Raw genomic sequence first — 22,591 nt, 5'->3', positions numbered from 1 at the left:
TTTTATAGAAACAGGGCATAATTCCCTGCCAATTGTTGGGGGGAATTTTTCCTTATATTTGAGTGACTTAGAAGATTTTTTCGGTGATGGGGGCTTGACAGACTTTGGTTGGAGATTCTTCGTCGCTTCGCTCCTCAGAATGACGGCGGTATTTTAGCAGCGAGTAAATTTTTGCGGAATCCCACCCTTTCGCAAAGGGCGCAAAAGGATGGGGCACCCAAGTTGGGGGGCCTTGCTTCGCAAGGCTTCGCACGAACTTTGTTCGCGGGTCCTTCGACTTCGCTCAGGATGACGGCCTTTTTAGGCTTTTGTAGCTTGTCGAAAAGGAAAGGGCAGGCCGAAGCCTGCCCTTTGTTATTGCCCGTAGGGGCGGTTTTAGAAGTCGAAACGCAGTCCGTACTGGAGCTGGCGTGACGGAGCGCTGCCAATGAGTCCGCTGGAGGTGCCGAAGCCGCTCTGCAGGTTCTGATGGCTGACGACGTTGTTGGTGGTGCTGCAAGGATTGTAGGTTGCCGATCCATCAGCAGCGGTTCCAACCTGCGATCCGCAGTTCACGTTCTGAACCGGCGAGCCGAAGGAGAGCGAGGAGGGGTTGAAGTTCGGATGGTTGAAGAGGTTGAAGAAGTCCATCTGGAACTTGATGTTGACCTTCTCGTGGAAGACGGGCCAGTTCTTGCGCACCGAAAAGTCGGTGTTGTTGAAGTTGGGACCGCCGCAGGCGCCTCTCGTTTCCATGCTGGGCTCGATGGTGCCGAGATGGTAGCCGAGAAGGGTGAATGCACCGGGGTTGATGATCTGATTGTCGTGGCGGCCGGTCACGCAGCTCTGGCCTGTGGAGAGAGGACGGAGCGGGTTGGTGAAGCCGGTCATGACCAGGGCTCCGCTCTGATTGAGCAGGCTGCTGGCTGTGGGATCGGCGAAAGCACTGGTGTTTTCGCTGGCTCCCTGATAGATGGTGAAGTTGTTGCCGTTTTCCGCGGTAATGATGCCGGTGGCTTCCCAGCCGCCGATTGCGTCGCGCTCAATGGCGTTGGCACCCTGCAACTTGGGGGTGAACCAAGTCACGTTGGCTACGAACATGTTCGGACGGTTGACATCCGAAACGCCGTAGTCGAGACGAGGATCGGCATAGTAGGTGCGAGACTGCGAGCCCATACCGCCGCCGGAGTCATCGGTGACGATATCGGCCATGGCACGTGACCAAGTGTAGGCTGCGCCGAGTGTCAGAGAGTTGTTGATGCGGCTCTTGAGCACGGCCTGCAGTCCGTTGTAGTTGGAGTTGCCGGTGTGCGCCCAATAGGTGAGCGTGGAGTAGTTGGAGAACGGACGGAAGTTGTTGACCGAGCCGCTGGGAGCGAAGGTCGCGTCGAGCAGGTTGCCCGGCGTGACGCTGTTGACGTCGTAGCTGCTGGTGAGGTGGATGCCGCGGTTGCCTACGTAGCCGACCTGAAAGGTGGTGTCGGAGCCGATGGCCTGTTCGAGGGTAAGGTTCCACTGCCAGGAGTTAGGCAGCAGGGCAGCCGGGTCGGCACCGCCGGCGGGGCTGGCCGTTCCGGTAACGCTGGGGGGCGTGGCGCCGTCGAGGGTACGAGCATAGTTGCTGGCGTTCAAGGCAAAGGGAGCGTTGGCAACCAGGGTGTAACGCGAAACGCGCTCACGCTGATAGAACTGGCCTGTGCCTGCGCGGAGGACAGTCTTGCTGGTACCGAATGGATCCCAGATGATGCCGAGGCGGGGAGCGAAGTTGTGATAGCCGTTCTTGACGAGCGAGCGGTTTGGACCGTCGACGCCGTGGCTGAAGTTGGTTCCGAACTGCGCGTTTGCCGCACCGCAGGGATCTTTGCCGGGAGCTACCCAGAGACCGTTGCAGGCGTCTGAGGCAGGCTTGCTGGCGTCGTAAAGCTGCGGCTGGAAGCTGGTGATCTGGTCATTGGGCTGGAAAGGCGCAAAGAGCAGGGAGTAGCGCACGCCGTAGTCGAGCGTAAGGTGCGGAGATGCCTTCCAGGTGTCACCCGCGTAGAACTCGTAGTCTCTCCAGCGGAGCTGGGCGCGGATGTTGGTGGAGGTTTCACCGATGTTGAAGACGTTTCCGGTGAGTTCCAGGTTCGCCAGGGTGTCGCCGGTATCGGCGCCGCCGTTGGCGATGGCTACGCTGCCGATGGTCGGACGCTCGCCGGTTGAGCTGTTGACGTCTTCATTCTTTCCGTTGAAGCCGAGGAAGCCGCCGAACTTAAGGCTGTGCTGTCCCTTGATCCAGGAAAGATCGTCTCGGAAGGAGTAGATGTCGAGCTGGTTCTGCCACGGAGCCTGGAGAGAAGTGGTGCCGCCGTAGTTGCCAAAGTTGACGGAAGGCACGCCCAACGGGCTGTGCTTGAGTGATTCAGAGTAGAGGGTAGGAATGGCCGCGGTGACCTGGGGCAAAAGGCCCGGGTTGGTGCCGCCGGCGGTGATATCAATCCGGTTGTTGGAGTAGTTGAAGGCAGCATCGTTGACCAACGTGGATTTGATGGTCGAGGTCCAGTGAGCGGTGAGCGACTTGGACGGCTGTGCCCAGTTGCTGTTCAAAGCGGGGTAGATGGTGTCGCCCCAGTAGCCGGCATTGAAGGCCGGGTTCGACCATGTGTCCTGCGTGTAACGGCCCATGATGTGGTTGGAGTGGTTGAGATCATAATCTCCACGCACGTTTTCCTGGCGCCAGAAGAGGCCGGTAGGCAGCGAAGTGGACCAGTTCTGGTTGTTGCCGTTGGTCGATTGGTTAGGCGACGGCAGCAGCTGCAGCATGGTCGCCGTTGCCGGATCGACATTATTGATCTTGTAGGTGCCGGGGGTTACATTGGCCGCGACAATCGGGTTGCTCTGGTTGAAGGTGGGAAGCACGCTGTTGCCGCAACCCAGTGTGGAGAAGTCGCCGGCGCGCTCCGCGTCAGTAGGAACGCAGGCGCTGACCTGGCGGCCCTTGATTTCGTGGTTCCACTCTTCGCTCCAGAAGAAGAAGAGCTTGTCCTTAATGACGGGACCGCCGATGGAGTAGCCCCAGTCATTGCGGCGCTCCTTGTCCTTGCCGTCGAGAGGAAGGCCCTTGCCGGCATTGGGAGCCGAGAAATAGGTGTAGGAATCGAGAACGTCGTTACGGCCGCTGTAAAAGCCGCTGCCGTGGAAGGCGTTGCTGCCGCTGCGGGTGACGATGCTGATGATACCGCCGGAAGCCTGTCCGTATTCCGGACCGTAGCTGTTGAGCAGCATCTTGAACTCGGCGATGGATTCATTCGACGGGTAGATGAGGATGGTGCGGTTGGATCCCACGTCGTTGTTGTTAACGCCGTCCACCAGAAAGAGGTTGTTGGTGGTGGGGTTGCCGTTGACGGACATATCGACGCCGCCATTGAGGCCCTTGCCGGTGTTGACGAAGCCGTTGGCTGCCGAAACGCCGGGCTGAAGCTGGGTGAGCTGGACGAAGTTGCGACCGTTCAGCGGGAGTTCTTTTACCTGGGTGCCATCGACGACCTGGCCGAGCGCGGCGCTGTCGGTTTGTACCTGAATGGCGTTGGCCTGGACGGTCACCGATTCGCTGACGCTGCCGAGCTGAAGCTGGGCGTCAACGGTGGTGGTGGTGGCGACGTGAACGACTGCGCCCTTGGTGACGAATTCTTTAAAGTTCGCGGCCTTGACCCCGACCTGGTAGGTCGATTCAGGCAGATCAGCGAAGGTGTAGCCGCCCTGGGAATCGGTGGTGGCGGTGTAGATCTTATTGGTTGCAGTGTTGGTGACGGTTACGGTCGCGCTGGGAACGGCTGCACCACTGGTATCGGTGACCGTGCCTGCGATCGAGCCCGTAATTTTTTGGGCGAAAGCCGGATGCCACAGTAGAAAAACCGTAGCAAGGGCGATCAGCGCCAGATAAATACGTTGGCGTCTCATGCTCTTTATTGCCTCCTGATGAAATACACCGGCGATTTCGAGCCGATGTGAATGTTCGTTTAAGTTGTTAACCTGTATAGACTTATAGTTTGGTTTATCTTCGCCTGAATTTGCCCGTCTGCGAACAGCAGAAAAGTCATCCATAAAAAATTTGAAAAGTCGCAGAATACCTTTGAGTAAACGGTTTGAGCAAATTAGTCGTGCGGACAGATTCTCCCGCGTTGAATATTAAGCTTGTTGGAGTTTTCGATTGTCAAGCAAAGAAAGTGTTCTGGACCCTGATGAGACACGGCGATGTGTGTTTTTCAAGGGTAAATATGCGCTTAATACCTTAATAAATCGATTAAGTATGGCATTGCAGATATTTTTTACAAAATATTTAGTTCATGAACATGCAACCGTTTTCAGAGCGACGCTGAAAATGCGGTTGTGGCCATGATTGGCAGACTCTTCTAAAATAGGCACCGGCAAAGTATACGAATTTGTATCGTTTAGGCACACTTCTCATATGTATTTAATTCCGAGATCGGGAGGGATTGCCGTGCCGAAAATGAGCGGCGATTTTCGCCGGCGAAAATTTATGGCTTCGCGGGTTGGGTTTTCGCCCGATCTACTACCCCGGAGCCTTCGAGTATGGAATAAAAGTGGTCGGCTGGCAAATTTGTGAGCTTGTCGACGGCGCCGGAGGGCCAGCGGATTTCTACTGAGTCGATTTTGGCGGCGGAGGCGAGGCCGAAGTGCAGCCGCAGGTCGCTTTGCGAGAGGTAGCTGCCGCCGCTGCGTACTTCATCGGTTTGCGTCATGCCTGCGGCGGTGAGAGTGACGCGGGCACCGAGTGCGAGGCGGTTGCTCTTTGTGCCGGCCAGCTCGAAGCTGACCCAGTGATTGCCGGGAACTCCGCTGTTGTGCAGAAGCATGGGGGAACCGTCGATATCGGAGATGACGACGTCCACATTGCCGTCGTTATCGAAGTCGGCGACGGCGAGGCCGCGGCTGACACGCGGTTCGATAAGCGCGGGACCTGCCTGCTGGGCTGCATCGCAGAAATTGCCGTTGCGCTCATTCATGAAGAGATTTTTCGGCTGGCGGTAGCGCGCACCTGACGGCAGCGAATCGACCTGAGGGTAGACCTGGCCATTGACGGCGATGAGGTCTTCCCAGCCGTCGTTGTCGAGATCGACGAAGGCATCGCCCCATTTCACGTAGGGGAGGGTCGGCAGGCCTACGCCTGCGTCGTAGGAGACTTCGCTGAAGTTGTAATCGCCCTGATTTTGGTAGAGGGCGTTGTTTTCATCGACAAAATTGGTGACATACAGGGAAAAGCGGCCGGTGTGGTTGTAGTCGCCGATGGCGACGCCCATGGAGCCCTGTTCGGAGCCGTCGTTGCTGACGGCGGTGCCGGATTCGAGGCCGATTTCGGTGAATTTGCCTTTTCCATCGTTCTTGTAGAGGAAGTTCGGGGTGGAGTCGTCGGCGACGTAGATGTCGGGGCGGCCGGTGTTGTTGAAGTCGGACCAGATGACGCCGAGGCCGTAATAGCCGTTAGGGTCGTCGACACCTGCCGCTTTGGATACATCGGTGAAGGTGCCGTCGCCGTTGTTGTGAAAGAGCGCATCGCCGGCGCCTTTGAGTCCGCGCGGACCGCATTGCACATCGATTCCACGATATTTGCAGGTGGGCTTGCTGCCGAAGGCGGGCAGGTCGGAGAGTTTGAAATCGACGTAATTCGTCACCATCAGGTCGACGAATCCGTCGCCGTCGTAGTCGCCAAAGGCGGCTCCGGCAGACCAGCGGCCATCGGCAACTCCGGCTTGTTTTGTCACATCGGTGAAGGTGCCGTTGCCGTTGTTCTTATAGAGGACGTTGCCGCCGAGGCAGGTGACGTAGAGATCAGGCCAGCCGTCGTTGTTGTAGTCGCCGACGGCTCCCCCCATGGCGAAGCAGGGCGTGGCGATGCCGGCTTTGTCGGTTACGTCGGTAAAGGTGCCGTCGTGGTTATTGTGATAGAGGGCACCGTGGGCTTTCTCGCCTTTGAGGGCCATGTCGACGGTTGGGGCGTTGGTGAAGTAGATGTCAGGCCAGCCGTCGCGGTCATAATCGATGACGATGACGCCGCCGCTCATGGATTCGACAATGTATTTCTTTTCGGGCGCGGAGAGATGACGGAAGGTGATGCCGGATTTCTTCGTGACGTCGACGAGTTGAGGAACCACGCGGTCTTTGCAGACGCGCTCTTTTACTCCTGCCGGGGGCGTCGATGCCGCGCTGTGGGCCTGCGGGAAGGCGTTGAGGGTAAACAGGCAGAGAAGAGCGCTGGCTGAGGTTCTGCGTATTAAAGACAAAAAAGAGAACTGGCGTTGCTGAGTGGGCACCTGAGAGATTCCTGCTGTCCGAAGAGGCGATTTTATTGTAGCGCGACGGCTGGGCACCGGTTCTGAGAGGTGCTCAGGTCGAGCATGTCTGCAGGATTCGTCGCCTTGATTTCGTTGCTTCTGAGCCTTCGGAGAAAGCCTAGTTTTGTGATCCACAGAAAAGTTCTTTGGGCATCGCTGATTCTGGTGTAAAAGTAGTTATTTTCTGATTCGTTTGAGATTGTATTCTTGTCAAGGATTCGATCGATGGAAACGATCCCACCAGCTAATCACTTTTAGGCAGAGGTGGGACTTCAATTTTTGCAGCATTTTTAGGAGACCAGATGCGATTTGCGCGAGTAGTAGGCGTTTTTTTGATGTCTTTGTGTTGCTCCCTTTTTGTCTTTGGCCAGGCGACGACTTCGCTGCGTGGTCATGTAACCGATGCCAGTGGTGCGGTTGTGCCGGGCGCGCAACTAACGCTGACTCTGACGGGAACCGGGGCTGCCCGCGAGGGGCGCACCGATAGCAGTGGCGAATATCAATTTCTACAGCTGGCGCCGGGCAATTACACCCTGAAAGTCAGCGCCGAAGGGTTTTCGCCAGTCGAGAAGCAGGGCATGAATCTGCTGGTCGGGCAGCCGGCGACCGAAGATGTGGCACTTGCCGTAGGGACCGTGACGCAGCAGGTGACGGTCGACACGAATGTGCAGCCGGTGCTGAACACGACCGATGCGACGCTGGGTAATGCGTTTGCCGAGAAGCAGGTGCAGTCGCTGCCGATTGAAGGAAGAAATGTTCCGGATCTGCTTTCGCTGCAGCCTGGTGTGACCTACCTGGGGCGCACAGACGACAACAATGGAACGAATGCTGTGGGCAACAACGGTCAGGACTCACGCAGCGGCACAGTGAATGGCGGACGCAGCGATCAATCGAACATCACGCTCGATGGCGTGGACGTGAATGACCTGAATAATGGCTATGCTTTTACCAGCGTGTTGCGGGTGACGCAGGATTCGGTTGGCGAATTTCGCGTAACGACGAGCAATCCCGACGCGGCCGAAGGGCGCTCTTCAGGTGCGCAGGTTGGACTGATAACGCGCGGCGGCACGAATCAATTTCACGGGGCGGTGTATGAGTACAACCGCAGCAACCTGTTTGAAGCGAATGATTTTTTCAATAAGCAGCAACAACTGGCCACGGGTGAGCCGAACACTCCGCCGAAGCTCATCCGCAACGTGTTTGGAGCAGCGGTGGGCGGACCGATCCTGCGCGACAAACTTTTCGCCTTCCTGAACTATGAAGGCCGCCGCGATACCGAAGGGCAGAGTGTGAATGCCGGGATCGTGCCGCTGCAGAGCTTCCGCAACGGCAATATCCAGTATCAGACGAATAGCGGTTCGATCTTTAACCTGGCGCCATCGCAGATTCAAGGGATGGATCCGCAGGGCATTGGAGATAACCCGAACATCCTGCAGCTTTATTCTCAGTATCCACAGGCGAATGACCCGACCCAGGGCGATACCTATAACACCGGCGGTTTCCGGTTCCCTTACACCCTGCATCGCAGCTACGACACCTACATTGCGCGCATGGACTGGAACATCACGAAAAACGGCAACCACACGATCTTCTGGCGCGGAAACCTGCAGGGTGACAATGAGCCGACGCCGCCTGCTTTTCCGGGACAGCCGCCATCGACTTCCACGCTCACGAACAGCAGGGGGCTTGCGGTCGGCTATACGGCGGTGCTGACTCCGAACCTGGTGAACACGGCGCGCTATGGATTTACACGCCAGGGCGTGGACAACGCGGGTATTTCCAAAGAACCGCAGATTTATCTGGCCGCGGTGGCGCAGCCGGAGTCGTTTTCCCGCAGCACGTCATACATCATTCCGGTGCAGAACGTGGTGGACGACCTTTCGTGGACGAAGCATGACCACAGCTTCCAGTTTGGCGTGAATATTCGCTTCATCGACGACCAAAGAGCGAGCGATGCCAACTCGTATCCAGATGGACAGATGAATCAGGGCTGGCTCTCGAATGGATCTACCGTCGCAGGTAACGGCGGACCATTTGATCCGGCGGCATATGGCTATCCAGCGGTGAACCAGGTTTTTGTAAATCAGTACAACGATGCGCTGCTGGGGCTAGTGGGTATCATCACCGAGGGCGATGCCATTTACAACTACACCAAACAGGGCACGGCGCTGCCGCTGGGCACGGTGATTAAACGAGACTATCGCTGGAACGAGTATGAGTTTTACGCGCAGGACTCATGGAAGGCGCTCAAAAACCTGACGCTGACGTATGGTCTGCGGTGGTCGCTGCTGCAAAGCCCGGCGGAGACAACCGGCACACAGGTGGGCACGTGCAAGGTTAACGCTGGTGTGTGTCAGCCATTTGCGCTTACGGATTATTACCAGCAGAGTGCGCAGCAGGGGATAAGCGGCGGGGCTGCCAGCGCGATCGGCGATGTGTCATTCGATCTGAATGGGCGTTACAACGGGAAACCGGATTTCTGGAATATGGAGAAGAACAATATTGGGCCACGCCTGGCACTGGCTTATTCTCCAACGCCGGAGGGGGGCTTCCTGAACAAGATTTTCGGCAACAACAAGAGCAGCATCCGTGCGGGCTATTCGCTGGTGTATGACCATTTTGGCGCGGCTACGGTGAATACATTCGACACCACGGGTTCATACGGGCTATCGAGCAACATTTCCAATCCGGTTGGGACGGTGAACATTGCGACCGCTCCGCGCTTCACAGATATCAATACGATTCCGGCGAGCGTGTTGCCCGCTGCGCCTGCGGGGGGCTTTCCGGCCACGCCCGATCCGGCGCAGTTTGCCATCAGCTGGGGGCTGGACTCGAAGATCAAGACTCCTTATTCGCATCTGATCGATTTCTCGATTGCGCGCGAATTGAAGAACGGATCTTCGATCGAGATTTCATATGTCGGGCGCCTGGCGCATCGGCTGCTGGCGCAGGAAGACGTGGCCATGCCGATCAATCTGACGGCCGCAGGGACTCCTTACTTCGGGCCGGCAGCAGCGATGGCGAAGCTGGCGCGCGCGCAGGTACCGGTGAACAGCGTGCAAAAAGTGGCTTACTGGGAATCGCTGTTCCCGCAGTTGGATGGTGCTGACATTGGTTGGGGTCCGCTGTCGGCAACGCAGAATGTTTACGAGTTGTTCCAGCAGAACAAGTACAACGAGACTTATGCGCTGTTTGAGTTAGACGCTCCGGATGCGCTTAGCGGCGCAGGCGTCAATCCCAACGGCTCGTATCCGTCGTTCCGCTTCTATCACGATCAGTATTCAGCCCTGTATGCGTGGCGCTCGATTGGCTACTCGAACTATCACGCGCTGGAGGTTGTGTATCGCCAGCAGTTTGGATCGGGGCTGCAGGCTGACTTCAACTACACCTTCTCAAAGTCCATGGATATTACCTCGCAGGCGGAGCGGCTAAACAGCTCCGGTTCGACGAACTATGCACAGATCATGAACACCTGGAATCCGAACCAGCTTTATGGTGTTTCCGATTATGATGCGCGGCACCAGATCAATGCGAACTACATCTGGGATTTGCCCATTGGGCGCGGGAAGCAGTTTCTCTCGAATGCGAACCGGCTGACCAATGCGGTGATTGGTGGATGGCAGACGACTGGGATCGTCCGCTGGACCAGCGGATTTCCTTTCCTTGTAAACAACGGCGCGTATTATCCAACGAACTGGGACATCCAGGGATATGCGACGCAGGTGGCGCCGATTCCATCGCGCGCAGCGAAACGCGGCAAGCTCACGCAGCGCTTTGCCGATCCGCAGGCTGTGTTTAACTCGTTCGACTTCACGCTCCCGGGTGGTTCGGGAACGCGCAACCCGCTCCGTGGCGACGGATATTTTAGCTGGGATACAGGCCTGAACAAGGCTTTTGCCATAACGGAGCGGGCAAAAGTACAGTTGCGCTGGGAGATGTTTAACGTAACGAATAGCGTGCGTTTCGATGCGCAGTCGATCAACTCCACGCTCGACAATGGCCCTAACTTCGGACAGGCTAGAACGTTGTTGACCAACAAGCGACTTGCGCAGTTCGCGGCACGCGTCGAGTTCTGAACCTAGCATGTAAGAAGCGGCGCGGAATGAAGTATTCCGCGCCGCTTTTCTTTTTGCTGCGTGCTTTGCGCGGATGATTTATTGTTTTATCTCGGCATTGAAAACGGTTGCATTCCGTGGGAGGAAAGATGGACAGGCGCGATTTTATGAAGACCAGCAGCGCACTGCTGGCTGGAGCGGCAGTGGGCGGCAAAGTGTTTGCGCAGGAGCAGCACGAAGGTAGCGAGGGCCGCATGGTTCTCGCGATGAATCGCGGCTGGCGGTATAGCCCGAAGTTTGTTGAGGGTGGCCATGAGGCTACGTTCGATGACTCCGGATTCGATCGCGTGGTGGTCCCGCACACCAATATCAAGCTTCCGTGGCACGGATTCGATGACAAGGAGTATGAGTTTGTTTCGCTTTACCGGCGCAAATTTCGCGTGCCTGCGGAAGCGCGCGGCAAGCGAGTCTTTGTAGATTTTGAGGGCGTGATGACGGCTTCGACTGTCTGGCTCAATGGGCAGAGGCTGGGCGAATACAAAGGCGGCTATACGCCGTTCTCATTTGAGCTGACGCCACATTTGAATTTCGATGGCGACAATGTGCTGGCTGTGGATGTGGATTCGACGGAGCGCCCGGATATCCCTCCATTCGGATATCAGATCGATTACCTGACCTTTGGGGGCATCTATCGCGAAGTGTCGTTGCGCGTGGTTCCTGCGACCTTCATCGAAAATATTTTTGCTCAGCCCAAGGATTCATTGAGCGGTTCGCCCTCACTCGATGTTGAGTGCTTCGTGCAGCATCTGGAAGCTTTGCGCGAGACGTTGACGCTGGAGGCTACGCTGCTCGATGGCGAGAAGACAGTGGCGAAAGCTACCCAGAAAGTTGCCCCGTCAGGTGCGGCTGCGGAACCGGCGAGCCATGTAATTGCGTTTGGAAAGCTGACCGGGATTCAACTTTGGGATCTGAAGAGTCCGAAGCTCTATACGGTGAAGGTGCAGCTGCTGCGCGGCTCCAATGTGGTGGATGAAGACACGCGGCGCATCGGTTTTCGCGAAGCGCAATTTACAGACCATGGATTTGAGCTGAACGGCAAGATCATCAAGCTGCGCGGGCTCGATCGGCACCAGACATTTCCATTTGTCGGGCAGGCGATGCCGGGACGGGCGCAGAAGCGAGACGCTTATATTCTGCGAAAGCAGTTTCACTGCAACATCGTGCGCACGTCGCACTATCCGCAGTCGCGGCATTTTCTGGATGCCTGCGATGAGTATGGGCTACTGGTATTGGAAGAGATTCCGGGCTGGCAGCACATTGGCGATAAGCCGTGGCAGGATATTTCCGTCGACAACGTGAGCCGCATGATCCGGCGCGACTGGAATCACCCGTCCATTGTGCTGTGGGGCGTGCGCATCAACGAATCGCGCGACAACCACGACTTCTACACGCGCACGAATGCGATGGCGCACAAGCTCGATCCCACGCGGCAGACGGGCGGTATTCGCTACTTCCAGGAATCGGAGTTTCTGGAAGATGTGTTTACCATGAACGATTTCGGCTGGCCGCTCAAGGAGCCTAACCATCCGCGTTATCTGAACACGGAGTTTGTGGGGCATACGTTCCCGACAAAGACGATCGATGACGATGCGCATCAGCGTGAGCACACGATTCGGCATGCTCGGGTCCATAACCAGCTGGCCTCGAACCCGCAGTACGCGGGCGGCATCGCGTGGTGCGCCTTCGACTACAACACGCACAGTGATTTCGGCGCGGGGGACCGCATCTGCTACCACGGTGTTTTCGATATCTTCCGCGAACCGAAGCCAGCTGCGGGTTTTTACAAGTCGCAGTGCGATCCGGACGAAGAGATTGTGCTGGAGCCAGCGTTCCACTGGGCATCGAGCGATGAGGCTACGCACTTTACCGTGGCGATGATCTGTTCGAACTGCGATCATCTCAAACTCTTTGTAAAAAATAACGGTGACTGGAAGCCGTTAGCTGAGGTTGATCCGGACAAGGAACAGTTTGGTCATTTGAAATATGCGCCTTTTAGCGTGGACCTGACGAAGTCGGAGTGGAAATGGGGCGACCTGCGCATCGACGGGTATTTGAATGGCAAGCAGGTGATTTCAAAGACGCTCTCCGGATTGGGAGCAGATCAGAAGTTCGCGATTCTTGCCGACGATCATGAGCTGATGGGCGATGGCGCGGATACGACGCGCGTGGTTCTGCGAGTGACCGATGAGTTTGATGCGATCCGGCCTTTTGCGAACGATCCAATCGTGCTGACACTCGAAGGTCCGGCGGAGTTGATTGGAGATAATCCGTTCGGCTTGATCGGCGGTACGGGCGCGGTGTGGGTGCGCGCGAAAGAAGAGGCCGGGACGGTTCGGCTGACGGCGAAGCACCCAAGGCTGGGAAGCCAGACGGTAGAGATTGCGATTCGACAGGCTAAGGCGGAGACTGTGTAGCTCCGCTGACGATTCATCCGCAGGAAGGAAGACAATCTCGCGTTTTTCAATAGAAGCCAGCGCGGGTGCTATGCTTTGTGCTTCATGTGCAGACTCTTCCTGAAGGCGGATAGTTTTGGTCGGTCGCAAGAAAACAAGTAACCGCGTAACCATCCTGGATGTGGCACACAAGAGCGGATTTTCTGCTTCGACGGTTTCGATCGTTCTGAATGAAGCGCCACTCTCGCGCTATGTTGCGGCGCGCACGAAAGAGCACATTCGCAGGACGGCTGCCACGCTCGGATACAGGCCGAATGCCTTCGCACAATCGCTGCGCAGCCGCCGAAGCCGAACGATCGGCGTGATGATCTTCGACATCTCCGATCCATTCTGCACGCTGATTTTGCGGGGCATTGAGAAGGCGCTGCATCCGACGGGATACCTGCCGATCATCATGGATGCGAATAACGAGCGCAAGCAGTTTGAGGGCTATCTGGGAATGCTTCTCGACCGGCGGGTGGAGGGATTGATCGTTGTTGCGAACTGGTTGTTCGCGGAGACCGATCTGCTTGCCGACATGGAGAAGCATAAAATTCCCACGGTAGTGATCGGGCGCGATCTGACAGAGAGCCGCATCAGCTCGGTACTGGTGGACAACGCCGCGGGTGCGTATAAAGCTCTCGATCATCTCTACGCACTTGGACACAGGAAGATTGCGTTCATACGCGGACCCGAGAGTTTGCATGACAGCGTGAATCGCTGGCGTGGCATCGAGCAATTTGCTGCAGAGCGGAAGCTGACGATTGACCCGAAGCTGGTGCGTCAGTTGCCCGCGATGCTCGATGCGAATTCGGGTTTTGATGGTGGAGTGGAGCTGACGAGGGAGCTGGTTCGGTCGCGACGCAAGTTTACGGCGCTGATGGCGTTTGATGATTTGACGGCGCTTGGCGCATTGCGCGGACTATGTGAGACCGGCGTGCGAGTTCCGGAAGACTGCTCCGTGATTGGCTTTGATGGTGTTCCACCGGCAGCCTTCAGCACTCCGGCGATTACGACGGTCTGCCAGCCGATGGAAGAGATGGGCATGATCGGCACGGAATGGATCTTGAAGTCTCTTGAACGAGAAGAGGAGAGCGACGCAAACGAGCCTGTACTAAAGCTCCTGCCTCCTTCGATCGTGATCCGCAATTCTACGCGGCCCAAATAAACGATCTTTATCGCATTCATTTTCTTCTTGACAACCGCCCGTTGTGACCTCTATTTCCAATATTCAAACGTTTCAATATTCCGACGTTCTTAGATCGGAATTTCTCAGGGGAAAGCCCAAAGATGAGGACCGGAGCAATTCCCCGCAATTTTGGAGGTCTCATCATGCTGTCCGAAATTCATGCAGGCTATCTCTGTCACCGCGGGCGAGTGGCGGCTGTGCTGGCAATGTTCATCGTCATGGCGCTGGGTGGTGCGATCGTAGCGCAGGAAGTGACGGGAACGATTCTGGGTACAGTGACCGACAACTCGGGCGCTGTAGTTCCAGGAGCGAAAGTCACGATTACCAATACGGATCGCGGCGCGGTGTTGCGCGTTGTGACGACGAATAAAGGTGGCGACTATTCTGCGCCGCAGCTGCCGATTGGCAAGTACATGGTGACAGTGGAAGCGGCAGGCTTCAAGAAAGTGTCCGAAGTAGGGGATCACGCTGAATGTGAACGACAAGCTCACGTTCAACGAAGTGCTGCCGATTGGCGCGGCTACAGAAACCGTCTCGGTGCAGGCTAATCCCTTGCAGGTGGATACGCAACCGGCTGCCGCTACTGGTCTGATTACGGGCACGCAGGTGCGTGAGCTGGCGCTGCAGAGCCGCAACTACGAAGAGCTGGTGGCACTGATGCCGGGCGTGACTTCAGACCTGGGTGGAGATTTTCTCTATGCGGGCGTGAGCGCGCCGGGTGGCGCGACGAACGAGACGGCCTTCTCGCTGAACGGCAGCTTCGGCACCGGCAACAACTGGACAGTGGATGGCGCAGACAACGTAGATCGCGGCGGAAACTTTACGCTTCTGAATTATCCGAGCGTGGATGCGATTGACGAGTTCAAGGTGCTGCGCGGCAACTACAACGCGGAGTATGGGCGCAGCTCAGGCGGCCAGATCAACGTCATCACGCGGTCGGGTAAATCAAGTTTTCACGGCGGCGTATATGAGTTCTTCCGCAATGATGTGCTCGATGCGAATACCTGGGAGAATAAGCACTTTCAATCGCCTGCGCTTGACCGCACGCCGCTGCGCTACAACGATTTTGGCGGAACGATTGGCGGGCCCATCTTCATTCCAGGCCACTACAACGTAGATAAGAGCAAAACGTTTTTCTTCTTCTCAGAGGAGGTGCGCCGCGTGGTGGAATCGAGCCCCTCAACAGGTATCGCGCCCAACGCGGATGAGCGCGGTGCGAAGGGCGCTTATAACTTTGCCTTTCCAGTGTGCACTGCGCCATTGGCGACGGATGCCAGTGGCAATACGTACTGCCCGGCAGGAGCGTCGACGACCAGCATTCCGGCGAACATGGTGAATCCGGCAGCGCTGGCTTACCTGAAAGATGTGTACTCGCATGTGAATCTGCCGCAGGATCCGATTGGCGACACGCTGACGTCGAACTCGAGCAATATTTTTAATTACCGGCAGGAGATCGGACGCGTCGACCACACGTTCAACAGCAAGTGGTCCGGCTGGATCCGCATCATGAACGATACGATTCCGACGGTGGAAGGCGGCGGTCTGTTCAATAGCAATCCGATTCCGAATGTCGCGGCAACAAGCACCCAATCACCCGGCAAGAACATTGCGGCGAGCTTGAATACCGTCTTCAAGCCAACACTACTGAACCAGCTGGAATATGCGTGGTCATATGGTGCGGTGTTGAGCACGAACGTTGGTCAGTTTGCGGCAGCCAATTCTCCGGATGTGGTGGGTGCGATCACACTGGCATACCCGGAGACACTGAATCGCATACCCAGCTTGTCGTTCGGCACTTCGCTCGCGAGCATCTCAGGATTTGGTGATTACAAGGATTACAATAAGAATCACAACATCTTCGACAACCTGACGTGGATACTCGGACGGCACACGCTGAAGTTTGGCGGCACCTACTACCACTATCAGAAGTCAGAAAATGCAGGTGGCAACAACGCTGGAACCTTCGGTACCAGGTAACACCGGCTGCTTATTTCGGCGACCCCGATACCACGAACGATGATCCCGCAGCAGAATGGCGGCAGGAGTATGCCTACTCCTGTTGAGACAGTCGACTTATTTTCAGCAGTCGCAGGTGGATAACAGGGCGATTATCGATCAGAATGAATTCGAGGCTATGCGCAGGATGAATTTCGTCTGCGTCCTGACCTGACGCTGAGCTACGGCGTTCGCTATTCGCTATTCCGCCAGCCCACAGATGCAAAGGGGCATGCGACCAGCTTCGATCCTGCAACCTACGATCCGAGCCACGCGCCGGTGCTGGATAACTCCGGATATATCTGCACACCGGATACGATGCCGTGCGATGGCACGAGCAACACTAATCCGAATTACGACTCGTTGAACGGAATCATTATCGGCGGCAAAAATTCGCCTTATGGCACGGCTGTTTCTAACCAGGTGAATCTGGGTTTCGCGCCGCGCATTGGCTTCGCATGGGATCCGATGGGACAAGGCAAGATGTCAGTGCGCGGCGGCTACGGCATGTTCATCGAATCGCCGGGTGTGGGATTTGTAGAGAATAGTGTCTTCAGCAATCCACCTTTTGACGATCTATAATGCGCCGATGGATAATCCGGGATCGGCACATGCTGCGCCGAACAACACGCCGCTGCCGTTGAGTGCAACAGCGCCAAAGTTCAAACAGCCCTACACGCAGAACTGGGATCTCGATATCCAGAAGGAACTGCCTTATAACATCATTGCGGATCTCGGCTACTACGGCAGCAAAGGCACGCACCTGCTGGCGGTAGCGGACATCAATCAACCGGTGGCCGGAGCGTATGCGAGTTATAGCGGCGCTGCCAATTATCCTGATGTGTATACGCCGGGTGGCATCAATTCAGGGAACGAGAATTATGCGAATCCGCTGCGCCCTTACATCGGCTATTCGGGAATTGATATGTACCTGCCGATCTTCATTTCCAATTACAATTCGCTGCAGGCGAGCCTGCAGAAGCGTTTTACCGCTGATTCGCTGCTGACGATCAACTACACGTGGTCAAAGAATTTGAGCAATGTGCCTTGCGACCCGAATTACACGGTGCCGCAATACACCTATGACCTGAAGAGCGAGTACAGCTACGCGCGTTTCGATCAGCGGCAGGTGTTCAACGCTGACTTTGTTTATCAATTGCCGTTCTTCAAAGAGCAGCACGGACTTGCAGGGCCATCCGCTGGGCGGATGGCAGTTTTCGGGGATTATTGCAGTGAACTCAGGGCATTGGATGGATCCGTCGGAGTCAGATGGCTCTGATCCCGGCGGCATTGGATTGAACACCGGAGTGTTGGGAAATACGGTACGTCCGAACCAGGTAGGCAATCCGAATTCCGGCGCGCCGCATAGCGGAGACGTGAATTCGACATGGTTCAACACCTCGGTATTTGCAGGGCCGCCGAGCGATCAAATCACGCCCGGAAATGCGAAGAAGAATTCCATTCTTGGGCCGGGACAGCAGAACTGGGATATTTCGCTGATGAAAAATATCAAGGTGTATGAGCAGAGCTCATTTCAGTTCCGGCTGGAGAGTTTTAATACCTTCAACCACACAAGCTATGCTGGAGTCGACACGACGGTGAACGATGGCGCGACTTATGGAACGGTACTGAGCGCCCATCAGCCACGTATCGTACAGCTTGGCCTGAAGTTCAACTTTTAAGCAGGAAATATTGGAGGAAAGTATCTGCATGCTGCGCCGTTGTGTCACTTCCGTTGCACTCGTTTTGATTATGTTTGTTTCGTTTGCGGCTCATGCAGATGCTTCTTCCGCCTTGGCGCTTCACGAAGGCTGGAGCGTGCAATCGGCCTGCAAGTTGCAGACTGAAGGCGCAACGATTTCGACCACAAGCTTTCATCCTGAAGGCTGGTATACGACTGCAGTGCCAGCGACAGTGCTGGCTGTGCAGGTGGCGGCTGGCACGTATAAAGATCTTTACTTCGGAACGAATCTGCGCGACATTCCCGGAACCACTTATCCGGTTGGGCATAACTTTGCCAACCTGCCGATGCCGGATGACAGTCCTTACCGCTGCGCGTGGTGGTATCGCAAGGAATTTACCGTCCCCACAGCCCAGAAGGGACGGACGCTATGGCTACGCTTCGGCGGGATCAACTATCGCGCGAATATCTGGGTGAATGGGAAGCGTATTGCTGATTCCACACAGGTAGCGGGCGCGTATAGAACGTATGAGTTTGATGTGACGGATGCCGCGGTGGCGGGCAAGGCGAATGTAGTCGCGGTCGAAACGTTTGCTCCGACAGAGAAAGACCTGGGAATCAACTGGGTCGACTGGAACCCGTGTCCGCCGGATAAGAACACGGGCTTGTGGGGGCCGGTCGATCTGGTGTCGAGTGGACCAGTCGCGTTGCGCTCGCCCATGGCAGTGGCGCATTTTACAGATGCTTCGCTGAAGCAGGCTGATCTGACGGTGTATGCGGAGCTGCATAATGCGACCGACAAGGCTGTAAGTGGAAATGTAACCGGCACAGTGGCAGGTATTCACATCGAGCAGAATGTGGAGTTGCAGCCGCATGAAGACAAGACAGTCGTCTTCGATCCGGAGACGTATAAGCAGTTACAGGTAAAGAATCCGAATGTCTGGTGGCCTTACCAGATGGGAACACCGCATCTGGAAACTCTCACTCTCAAATTTACTCAAGGCGGCAAAGTGTCCGATGAAAAGTCGGTGCGCTTTGGGATTCGCGAGATGACGTCAGAGATGACGGACAAGGGATATCGCCTCTTCCGCGTGAATGGCAAGCCGATTCTGATTCGCGGCGCGGGATGGTCACAGGACATGCTGCTGCGCGAAGAGCCGAATCGGCTGCGCGATCAATTCGCACTGGTCCGCGACATGCATCTGAACATAATTCGGCTGGAAGGCAAACTGGAGACAGAAGATTTCTTCCAGCTTGCGGATGAGCAGGGAATCCTGGTGATGCTGGGCTGGTGCTGTTGCGACCAGTGGGAGCACTGGGATAAGTGGACGCCGGAAAATTATCAGGTAGCGAAGGCTTCACTGGAATCGCAGATGCTCCGCATTCGTCAGCACGCGAGCTTGTTGGTGTGGCTGAATGGCAGCGATAATCCGCCACCTGCGGATGTAGAGAAAATGTATCTCGATGTGGAATCACAAACACACTGGCCGAATCCCACTTTGTCTTCCGCCTCTGCAACGCCGACCACTGTGAGCGGGAAGAGCGGCGTGAAGATGAGCGGGCCTTACGACTACGTGGCGCCATCATACTGGTATGTGGACACGGATAAGCATGGCGGCGGATACGGCTTCAATACGGAGACGAGCCCTGGACCTGCGATTCCCAATATCAGCAGCCTGCGCCGATTCCTGCCGGAGGACGCCACATGGCCTACAACAAGCCCGGCGTGGTCGCTGCACAACGGTGGTGGAGGCTTTAAGACGCTCACTGTTTTTGACGATGCGATGAAGGCGACCTACGGCACGCCGGAGAACCTCAGCGACTATGTACGCGTTGCGCAGGCGATGACTTATAACGGCGAGCGCGCAATGTTCGAGGCTTACTCGCGGAATAAGTACACGTCCACGGGCGTCATCCAGTGGATGCTGAACAATGCGTGGCCTTCGACGATCTGGCATCTGTATGACTATTATCTCGATGCTGGCGGCGGGTACTACGGCACTAAGAAAGCCTGTGAGCCGGTGCATGTGCAGTATTCTTACGACGATCACAGCGTCGTCGTGGTGAACAGTACGTATCAAAGCTCGCCAACACTTCAAGTTGCGGCGAAGGTCTATGATCTGCAGCAGAAGGAAGTATTCAGCAAGGAATCGAAGCTGACGCTGGACGCAGATACCTCGCAGCGTGCGATCGCGATTCCCGATACGGCTTTCTCTTCCGATTCGAAGGTCTATTTCGTGGATCTGACGCTTAAGAAAGCATCGGGGGAAGTAGTCAGCCGTAACTTTTACTGGGTGCCTTCGACTCTGACGACCTTCGATTGGGCAAAGACAAACTACACCCATACGCCGGCGATTCAGCATGAGAACATGACGGAGCTCATGTCTTTGCCAAAGACCAAGGTGACTGCGCATGTAATGGCATCCGCAGAGGGAAGAACCGTACAGGTGCGGTTGCAGAATGAATCGAAGTCGCTGGCCTTCCAGGTATCGGTAGCAGCGCGTGACGCTCACGGTGAAGATATTGCGCCCGTCATGTGGTCTGATAACTATGTCTCGCTTATGCCGGGAGAATCGCGCGTGCTGACGGCGACTCTGCCGCCACATACTCCGCAGAATGCCGTTGTCGTCGTGTCGGGCTGGAACATTCCTGAGCAGACCCTGCACCTCTCTTCAGAGAAAGCGATCGCAAGTCGGTAACAATACAAATATGAGAGCAAAGATTCATGTCCAATCAGGCCGCAGCCGTGAGTGAAGGGCAGGTAACGCTGCGACGCAGCCTGCGCTTTCGGGATCTGGTGCTGTATGGCATCGTCCTTATTCAGCCGACTGCTCCCATGCCGAGTTTCGGCGTTATCTATCAGGAAGCGCGAGGCCATGTCGTTACTGCCATTCTGTGCGCAATGGTGGCGATGCTCTTTACCTCATTCAGTTATGGACGCATGGCGCGGGTGTATCCGCAGGGCGGCTCGGCGTTTATGTATGTGAGTAAAGAGCTGCATCCGAGCCTCGGCTATCTGACCGGATGGTGCATGGCGATGGATTACATTCTCAATCCATTGATCTGCACGATATGGTGCAGCAAGGCGGCACAGAATATTATTCCCGAGATTCCGTATTTCGTCCTGGTGATATTTTTCGCCGGGCTGTTTACGGTATTGAATCTGAACGGCGTAGAAACCTCAGCGCGCATCAATGCCGGCATGGCTGCTGCACTTGGAATCGTCATAGTTCTGGTGGTCGTCGCTGCGATACGCTACCTGTTACATCTGCCGCATCAGCCCGCGTCTTTCTATACGCAGCCTTTCTACGATCCCAGTACATTCTCGCGCAGCGGATTACTTCGAGGCACATCGATTGCTGTGCTCACGTACATCGGCTTCGACGGTATTTCCACACTTACGGATGAGGCGAAAGACCCCGCGCGCAGCATTCCGCGTGCGATTGTGCTCACCTGCTTTGTTACCGGCGTGCTGGCGGCGATTGAGGTTTATCTGGGACAGCTGGTATGGCCGCATGGTCAGGCTTTTCCTGATATCGACACCGCGTATGTGCACATCTCAGGACGCGCGGGCGGCCCGATTCTTTTCATGATCGTGAATGCTGCGTTGCTGCTCGCAAACATGGGATCGGGCATGGCGTCGCAGCTAGGCGCGGCCCGCCTGCTGCTGGCAATGGGACAGGATGGCGCGATTCCGAAGTCGTTCTTTGGCGCGATTCATCCGAAGAACCGGATTCCGCGCAACAATGTTCTACTGATTGGCGGCATCTGCATTGCGGGCGGCTTGTTCTTCAGCTACCAGCTTGGAACAGAGTTGTTGAATTATGGAGCGCTGCTCGCGTTCATGGGGGTGAATGTCGCCTCGGTTGTGCTGGGCTGGCGTACTGGCAAATCTGCGCAGTGGTTGCCGATCACCATCTCGGCCGCTGGCTTTCTAACGTGCCTGTTTATCTGGACGAACCTGGGTCCCATAGCGCGCATCGCGGGAACTGCGTGGGCGGTGATGGGCATCGCCTTGTGGATTCTGCGCCGCAGAAAAATTCATCTGCCGGATGCGACCGCATGACCCACGGTCCCGAGCGATTCGATGTCACTTTGGCCGGCGAATTTAATCTGGACCTGATGCTTTATGGATTGCCGGAGACGCTGCCGGCAGAGAGGGAATTGCTTGCCAAGCGCGCGGAGACGATGTTGGGCGGATCGCCAGCAATTACCGCTCATAATTCAACAACAGCGACAGGCGGCGTAACGGCGTTTCAAAGCCGGACGCCATGCAGCAATTTCTGGCAGAACATGTGCTGCAGGTAGAGTAGTGCTGTGCGGCTGTTTACGGGCATTGCGATTCCGGATGAGACGCGTCCCCTTGTGGAGGCGTGCGTGCACCCGCTGCAGGAAGAGTTTCCGCACCTGCGATGGTCCCTATCGGAGCAATGGCACGTAACGCTGCAATTCCTCGGTGAGACGGATGAGGCTCATTACACCTGTATTGTGGAGCAGATGCGCAGAGTATCCGCGACTGCTGCCGAGATCGAATTGTTAGATCCCGGATTTTTCGCCCGCGCTGGAGCGTTTTTCATCGCAGTGCGGCTGACGTCGTCGCTGCTTACTCTGCATGATCGAACGGCTGAAGGGTTGAAAATTTGCGGCTTTGAACCGGAAGCCCGCGCCTACAATCCACATATCACGTTAGCGCGACGAAAGGGACGCAGCGAATCGCCTGACTTTGTGAAACTGCAGAAGCGCATGCGAGGTCAGCTCGCGTTCGAATCGCTTACTTTTGCTGCAAAGGAATTCCTTCTCTATCAGAGCACCACTGGTCCGGCAGGTGCGAGATATGAGGTGCGCGAGCGCTTTCCGCTGATGTAAGC

General features: G+C 56.1%; 14 protein-coding genes. 12 read left to right on the top strand and 2 right to left on the bottom strand.

Annotation, left to right across the window (positions count from 1 at the left end; translation table 11 throughout):
- Nucleotides 1-375: 375 nt before the first annotated feature.
- Together GSQ86_RS07505 and GSQ86_RS07500 are read right to left on the bottom strand one after the other, a co-directional pair.
- The gene (locus GSQ86_RS07505; protein WP_158749343.1) at nt 376-3,918 is read right to left on the bottom strand and encodes a carboxypeptidase-like regulatory domain-containing protein; all 3,543 of its coding nucleotides are present in this window, start codon (nt 3,916-3,918) and stop codon (nt 376-378) included.
- A gap of 578 nt (nt 3,919-4,496) precedes the next feature.
- Nucleotides 4,497-6,290 carry a CRTAC1 family protein gene (locus tag GSQ86_RS07500; protein WP_254062216.1) on the bottom strand — a complete coding sequence of 598 codons (1,794 nt, stop codon included), beginning with the start codon at nt 6,288-6,290 and terminating at the stop codon, nt 4,497-4,499.
- Nucleotides 6,291-6,613: 323 nt separating this feature from the next.
- Between GSQ86_RS07500 and GSQ86_RS07495 the strand changes: the two genes are divergently transcribed.
- The 12 genes from GSQ86_RS07495 to thpR all read left to right on the top strand — a co-directional run bounded on the left by GSQ86_RS07495 (nt 6,614) and on the right by thpR (nt 22,589).
- On the top strand, nt 6,614-10,387 hold the full coding sequence (locus GSQ86_RS07495) for a carboxypeptidase-like regulatory domain-containing protein (protein ID WP_158749342.1): 3,774 nt from the start codon (nt 6,614-6,616) through the stop codon (nt 10,385-10,387).
- A 128-nt stretch (nt 10,388-10,515) separates the two neighbouring features.
- Nucleotides 10,516-12,840: a glycoside hydrolase family 2 TIM barrel-domain containing protein gene (locus GSQ86_RS07490; RefSeq protein WP_158749341.1), complete on the top strand. Its 2,325-nt coding sequence runs from the start codon at nt 10,516-10,518 to the stop codon at nt 12,838-12,840.
- 115 nt (nt 12,841-12,955) lie between these two features.
- Nucleotides 12,956-14,026 (top strand): LacI family DNA-binding transcriptional regulator, encoded by a 1,071-nt coding sequence (locus GSQ86_RS07485; RefSeq protein ID WP_158749340.1) that lies wholly within the window; start codon nt 12,956-12,958, stop codon nt 14,024-14,026.
- Between the two features lie 164 nt (nt 14,027-14,190).
- A complete protein-coding gene (locus GSQ86_RS07480; protein ID WP_158749339.1) occupies nt 14,191-14,595 on the top strand; it encodes a carboxypeptidase-like regulatory domain-containing protein in 405 nt (134 codons plus the stop codon).
- Nucleotides 14,522-16,024 (top strand): Plug domain-containing protein, encoded by a 1,503-nt coding sequence (locus GSQ86_RS07475; protein WP_158749338.1) that lies wholly within the window; start codon nt 14,522-14,524, stop codon nt 16,022-16,024. The genes GSQ86_RS07480 and GSQ86_RS07475 overlap by 74 nt, the downstream gene beginning before the upstream one ends.
- Nucleotides 16,025-16,321: 297 nt before the next feature.
- On the top strand, nt 16,322-16,624 hold the full coding sequence (locus tag GSQ86_RS07470) for a hypothetical protein (protein ID WP_371720391.1): 303 nt from the start codon (nt 16,322-16,324) through the stop codon (nt 16,622-16,624).
- Complete coding sequence (locus tag GSQ86_RS07465; protein ID WP_158749337.1) at nt 16,611-17,321, top strand: hypothetical protein; 711 nt, start codon at nt 16,611-16,613, stop codon at nt 17,319-17,321. The genes GSQ86_RS07470 and GSQ86_RS07465 overlap by 14 nt, the downstream gene beginning before the upstream one ends.
- On the top strand, nt 17,293-17,724 hold the full coding sequence (locus GSQ86_RS07460) for a hypothetical protein (protein ID WP_158749336.1): 432 nt from the start codon (nt 17,293-17,295) through the stop codon (nt 17,722-17,724). Before GSQ86_RS07465 ends, GSQ86_RS07460 begins: the two co-directional genes overlap by 29 nt.
- 28 nt (nt 17,725-17,752) lie before the next feature.
- Nucleotides 17,753-20,422 carry a sugar-binding domain-containing protein gene (locus GSQ86_RS07455; protein ID WP_158749335.1) on the top strand — a complete coding sequence of 890 codons (2,670 nt, stop codon included), beginning with the start codon at nt 17,753-17,755 and terminating at the stop codon, nt 20,420-20,422.
- 26 nt (nt 20,423-20,448) lie between these two features.
- Nucleotides 20,449-21,789, top strand: a complete 1,341-nt coding sequence (locus tag GSQ86_RS07450) for an APC family permease (protein WP_158749334.1) — start codon at nt 20,449-20,451, stop codon at nt 21,787-21,789.
- Complete coding sequence (locus GSQ86_RS07445) at nt 21,786-22,031, top strand: hypothetical protein (RefSeq protein ID WP_158749333.1); 246 nt, start codon at nt 21,786-21,788, stop codon at nt 22,029-22,031. The genes GSQ86_RS07450 and GSQ86_RS07445 overlap by 4 nt, the downstream gene beginning before the upstream one ends.
- A 9-nt stretch (nt 22,032-22,040) precedes the next feature.
- Nucleotides 22,041-22,589, top strand: coding sequence for an RNA 2',3'-cyclic phosphodiesterase (gene thpR, locus GSQ86_RS07440; RefSeq protein ID WP_158749332.1), 549 nt, complete (start codon nt 22,041-22,043; stop codon nt 22,587-22,589).
- Nucleotides 22,590-22,591 lie beyond the last annotated feature (2 nt).

The organism is Acidobacterium sp. S8 (genome assembly GCF_009765985.1).
Classification (GTDB): domain Bacteria; phylum Acidobacteriota; class Terriglobia; order Terriglobales; family Acidobacteriaceae; genus Alloacidobacterium.
This window is presented reverse-complemented; position numbering and strand designations above follow the sequence as displayed.

Coding starts and splice junctions, on each gene's coding strand:
- GSQ86_RS07460 (WP_158749336.1), top strand. CDS start 17,293: ATGGATCCGTCGGAGTCAGATGGCTCTGATCCCGGCGGCATTGGATTG.
- GSQ86_RS07450 (WP_158749334.1), top strand. CDS start 20,449: ATGTCCAATCAGGCCGCAGCCGTGAGTGAAGGGCAGGTAACGCTGCGA.
- GSQ86_RS07480 (WP_158749339.1), top strand. CDS start 14,191: ATGCTGTCCGAAATTCATGCAGGCTATCTCTGTCACCGCGGGCGAGTG.
- GSQ86_RS07495 (WP_158749342.1), top strand. CDS start 6,614: ATGCGATTTGCGCGAGTAGTAGGCGTTTTTTTGATGTCTTTGTGTTGC.
- GSQ86_RS07505 (WP_158749343.1), bottom strand. CDS start 3,918: ATGAGACGCCAACGTATTTATCTGGCGCTGATCGCCCTTGCTACGGTT.
- GSQ86_RS07455 (WP_158749335.1), top strand. CDS start 17,753: ATGCTGCGCCGTTGTGTCACTTCCGTTGCACTCGTTTTGATTATGTTT.
- GSQ86_RS07445 (WP_158749333.1), top strand. CDS start 21,786: ATGACCCACGGTCCCGAGCGATTCGATGTCACTTTGGCCGGCGAATTT.
- GSQ86_RS07490 (WP_158749341.1), top strand. CDS start 10,516: ATGGACAGGCGCGATTTTATGAAGACCAGCAGCGCACTGCTGGCTGGA.